The following is a 4,549-nucleotide window of genomic DNA, read 5'->3' as shown; positions in this document are numbered from 1 at the left end:
GCAGCAACTCGTTACTGGTAGCTCGTAGCTCGTAACTTTATTTAGCGCTCCGCGCTAAATTATCATTTATGCCGCGAGCCCCGGCGGAGCACGAAGAGATACTGTCTGTTTTAACTCTCCCTTCACTAAGGGCGTCAGTCGTTCAGCTTCCAGCACAGCCAGAAGTATCCTCATTGGATGTAATTCCTGATATACATCAACCTCCGGAACTTGGAAAGTTGACAACCGGCCTATAACGACAAGTTCGGATTTGGAGTGTGTATGCGTACCATGAAAAGGGTGGGAATGCGTAATAATCACTCCATTGACGTAATGAACATGGGTAAATGCTGTAATACTTGCCTGATATGCCACAAACAGCACCAACAAGCATACAGCTCCTATGATTCTTTTTACCTCTTTGTTCACGTCTCTACAGTACTATTAAAAATTGCGACTGCAAAGATAGCAATTATTTTTCCACTTTTCCAAACAAGTACTCATAATCGCGTTTAGCGGCAGGCACAGTCCATTCTTCAGGGATAAACTTCCACTGCCCCAACGCATGTGGCTCAACCACACCTTTCTTCTCAATGTATTGCATCAGATAATAACGCAAATCCTTATCTGTAGAAAACAGGATGCGATCTTTCAATTCATCTTGAGAAATACCGGCTCCCTTAGTCAATAATTCTCCACCGCCGTTACCACGATACGAATTCAATGCCACTTTATACATCTTGTCCATAGAGAAAGGAGTGCCATCTGCCATACTGATGATAGTCACCTTTTCCTTGTTGGGTTTTGTCACATCCACCGTATAAATGATTCCGGCAGCCGAATCGAAGTTAAAGCTGAAGTTCTGGAATGAAGCACGGTCGTTTGCCCCGTCACGACGTTTCTTACGCAGCAACAGCAAATGGTCATCCGGAGATTTCATCTGATTTGTCCATAGACTGTACGACATTTCCAAAGCATCTTTCACCTCCCTGCCGGACAACTTCATAGTATAGAGCATATTCTCATACTTATACAGATTGAACATATCACTCACAAAGACATCCCCTTTGCTAATTTCCGTATCGTATGACAAAGGAGCGGAAAGGGATATTTCAGCACCGGTGATTTCGAGCTGCAACGTATGAATCAGGTCAATGAAAGCCGATGAACCGAAATAAGCAGGACGCGTAGAAATTGTTTCAGTGAAGTGGCCTATCTTCTTGGATACAAAGTCCTGAACGGCATCGAACTGAGGAGCAAAATGTTTCATGAAATCTTCACTTACACCGTAGTCCTTTATTTCTGTCAATGCTCCATTAATCTGTTTATCTACCACTTTTCCGTTACGCAGCTTCAAGGTAACATCCGCATTTGCCACAACGACTCCTTTGCTTGCCGGGTCCATAATCAACACAGAATCTCCCACTATGTTTTTAATCTTTTTCAGTTCACGGGCATGGTCGTGTCCCATCAATACAATATCGAATCCGGGAACATTGCGAGCCACTTCCAAAGAAGCATTCTCACGATATTTACCTCCCATCAACAGTGCCTCCTGTCCGGCATGGAAAATGCCGATTACCAAGTCAGGCTTCTCTTTTTCACGAATAACCTTCATCCATTTGCGGGCGGTTTCCTCCATATCGTCAAAGTGCAAACCTTTCCATAAGTTTTCCGACAACCATACGGGGATGGCAGGGGTAATCATACCCAGCGCCACAATCTTTATACCGTCACGTTCCAGTACTTCATAGGGTTTGAAGTGCGTCTTTCCCGTAGTCGTGTCGATGATGTTGGCACCCAGAACCGGAAATTTACAATCACCTGCCCAACGGTCGAATACAGCACGTCCGGTTTCCACATCATGGTTTCCCATATTGCCGGTGCTGTATCCCATGAAGTTCAATACCTCGGCTGCCAGATGGGGAGAAACAGTATCTATATAATTGTAATAATAGGCACAAGGCTGACCTTGCAGAATGTCTCCGTTATCCAGTAATAACAGATTATCCTTATAAACCTCACGCTCCTTCTGCACAAGAGCATACACACGCGCCAAACTTCCCTCTGCTTCATGACGAAGCATAAAGTCGTAAGGGTAATAGTTCCCATGTATATCACTGGTTTCTATAACTTTTAGCTTAACAATCTTATCCTGAGCCGACAAGACTCCTATCAGAAAGAATATACATCCTAAAAAAAAGTAAACTCTCTTCATAGTAATAAATTATTTCTTTAGTTGTTCTATATCTAATGGATGCGTAAACATAAATCTGGCTCCATCCATATACCCCGCATCCACCCAGATTTCTCCTCCCCATTTCTCTACCGTCAGTTTACAGATGGACAAGCCCAATCCTGTGCCCTGAACATATTCGTTCAGTTTTTCAAAGCGTTCAAATACAAGTTTCTGCTTCTCCAGCGGAATGCCCGTACCCGTATCCGATACAGAGAAAATAGCCACTCTCTTATTTTCATCTACTTCCAGTTTCAAGGTAATCTTGCCATTCCTGGTGAACTTATCGGCATTGGAAAGCAAGTTTATAATGACCTGTTGCAAACGCTGCGTATCGGTACGCATATCCATGCTTTCACGGTCACATTCAAAGATAAATTCATTTTCCGATTTACGAGCCTGACTGACGGAAGCCAATACGCGCTGACACAGTGGTACTACATCGCAATCTTCAAAGGTAAACGTAACCCGGTCGGCCTCCAGGCGTGAAACGTCCAATATGTCATTAATCAGGCGGAGCAGCAAGTCTGAGTTGGTTTTGATAATATCCACATAACCTTGCTGTTCATCTTCCGAGCTTCCACCCGAAGCCAGCACATCCGAAAAGCCAACAATCGCATTCAATGGAGTACGTATTTCATGGCTCATATTGGCAAGGAAAGCACTCTTCAGGCGGCTGGACTCTTCCGCACGGTCTTTCGCTTCTCTCAAAGCACTCTCGGAGTCTTCCAGCTCATCTTTCAATTTCTTAGTGTGATAATAGAAGTATAGTGAGACAAACAAGCCCGTCAGCAGCACAACCAAGATAGTGCCCACCGTCCAGATTTGATATTTATATTGCTCATAGAATGATGGAGTTTCATTCACCATCTCTATCGGCTGATGGATGAAAGACAAATCCAACTTCTTTTCCTTCACAATCTTATTATCCATCATCACTTTATTCGGAATCACTTCTACCTCTACCCTATCACTGTCAGGTCCTTGCAACAAACGGACAGCCTGACGCGCCATATCCTTGCCTAATGGCCGGTAAGCAGGATTAATGCCACCCACGGCCCAATAACCGATACCGACAGAAGTAATGGAGAACGTGGGTATATCACCGGCAGCCTCCATCATCGTATAAGTAGCATTCCGCATGAAATACCCGTCATACATATCCACCCGCCACGTACCCAGCAATACAGCCGTATTTGGAGGCAGTTCATGCAACTTGTCACTTATCGTATAAATCGTATTCGTCCGTCCATCCAGCAGAATAAGGTTCAACTCCGGGTGTTTCTTCATTTCTGCCACCACATGTGCCTGCAAAGAGACACCACCGTAGCTATTATCAGAAATAAAAGCAACATTTCTGGTATCTGGATATAGTTTCTTTATCATGTTGATGTTGGCTTCCACATCATATTCGTAAACAAAGCCGGCCTTAATCGGAGAATCAGCATAATCATCAAAAAAGTCTACAGCATCAGGCATCCATGTTTTCAGGTTAACAGAATCATCGGGAAGAATAATAGCATTACGGCTTGCCAGTGCAGTCAGCACCGGAATATTTCCCCGAACAGAGTCTTCTTGCGACAAATAGGCCGCCCAGGCTTCTTGACCAATTAATACAAGTAACACGGGAGCACGTTTTCCTTGATATTTATCTAATATCTCCTTCATCTTGGATTTCCACAGAGGAGACTCTGAAAAACTCTTGCAGTTCATGTTTTCCAAAGCTATCGGAGCTTTTCCGCCCAGACGCTCAAATTCTTCCATAAAATCGTAGATATTTCCGGAAGTCTGGCGTGCATCCGGATTATACGAGCTGATAATCAACACCGGGTGTTCTCCAGTTACCGCAAAAGTCGGTGATAACCCCCAAAGGGATACCAACAAGAAACACAGAAAGCTATATATAAATTTTCTAAATAAGCTCATTCAGTGAATATAGAGGTTTGTTGCAGCAAATATACAACAAAGTTATAAGGATAGGAAAAAAGTTGTAGAAATTAAACAAAATTTTAAAAAGCGAGCGGCAAGATATAGTTATCGTACTATACTCTTGCCGCCCGTTATATTAGAAATATGAGATATTTATAATCTCATTTACGCATTACTTATGCAAATAAAAATTCTTCTTCATAAACAATACATAAACAATACTTAATAAAACAATCACTCCCAATAGGTACCAATATCCGTATTCTTCAAAACAGAAATAGCCCGATATGACTAAAGCCTGCACTGCCATATAAATCAACGATACCACTACATGAGGCATCTTCAATTCGTTCGCCATCAATTGATACATATGTTTCCGATGGGGCAAACCGATATTCTCATGAA

Annotated in this window: 3 protein-coding genes and 1 pseudogene; all 4 read right to left on the bottom strand. The window is 42.9% G+C overall.

Annotated features, from left to right (window positions below; genetic code table 11):
* Positions 1-66: 66 nt before the first annotated feature.
* Positions 67-408: a hypothetical protein gene (locus QZ135_RS24535; RefSeq protein ID WP_294615712.1), complete on the bottom strand. Its 342-nt coding sequence runs from the start codon at positions 406-408 to the stop codon at positions 67-69.
* A 43-nt stretch (positions 409-451) separates the two neighbouring features.
* Positions 452-2,197, bottom strand: coding sequence for a bifunctional metallophosphatase/5'-nucleotidase (locus tag QZ135_RS24530; RefSeq protein ID WP_294615710.1), 1,746 nt, complete (start codon positions 2,195-2,197; stop codon positions 452-454).
* Positions 2,198-2,206: 9 nt separating this feature from the next.
* Entirely contained in the window at positions 2,207-4,141 is a 1,935-nt protein-coding gene (locus QZ135_RS24525; RefSeq protein WP_294615708.1) for a HAMP domain-containing sensor histidine kinase, read from the bottom strand.
* A 175-nt stretch (positions 4,142-4,316) separates the two neighbouring features.
* A pseudogene (locus QZ135_RS24520) lies at positions 4,317-4,549 on the bottom strand (UDP-GlcNAc--UDP-phosphate GlcNAc-1-phosphate transferase); the annotation flags it as partial.

It is taken from the genome of uncultured Bacteroides sp., from assembly GCF_905207245.1.
Lineage (GTDB): Bacteria > Bacteroidota > Bacteroidia > Bacteroidales > Bacteroidaceae > Bacteroides.
The sequence above is the reverse complement of the archived record's forward strand: the minus strand, read 5'-3'. Positions and strand labels throughout refer to the sequence as shown.

Bases quoted from the DNA above. Each gene is read 5' to 3' on its own strand.
- QZ135_RS24530 (WP_294615710.1), bottom strand. From the start codon at position 2,197: ATGAAGAGAGTTTACTTTTTTTTAGGATGTATATTCTTTCTGATAGGA.
- QZ135_RS24525 (WP_294615708.1), bottom strand. From the start codon at position 4,141: ATGAGCTTATTTAGAAAATTTATATATAGCTTTCTGTGTTTCTTGTTG.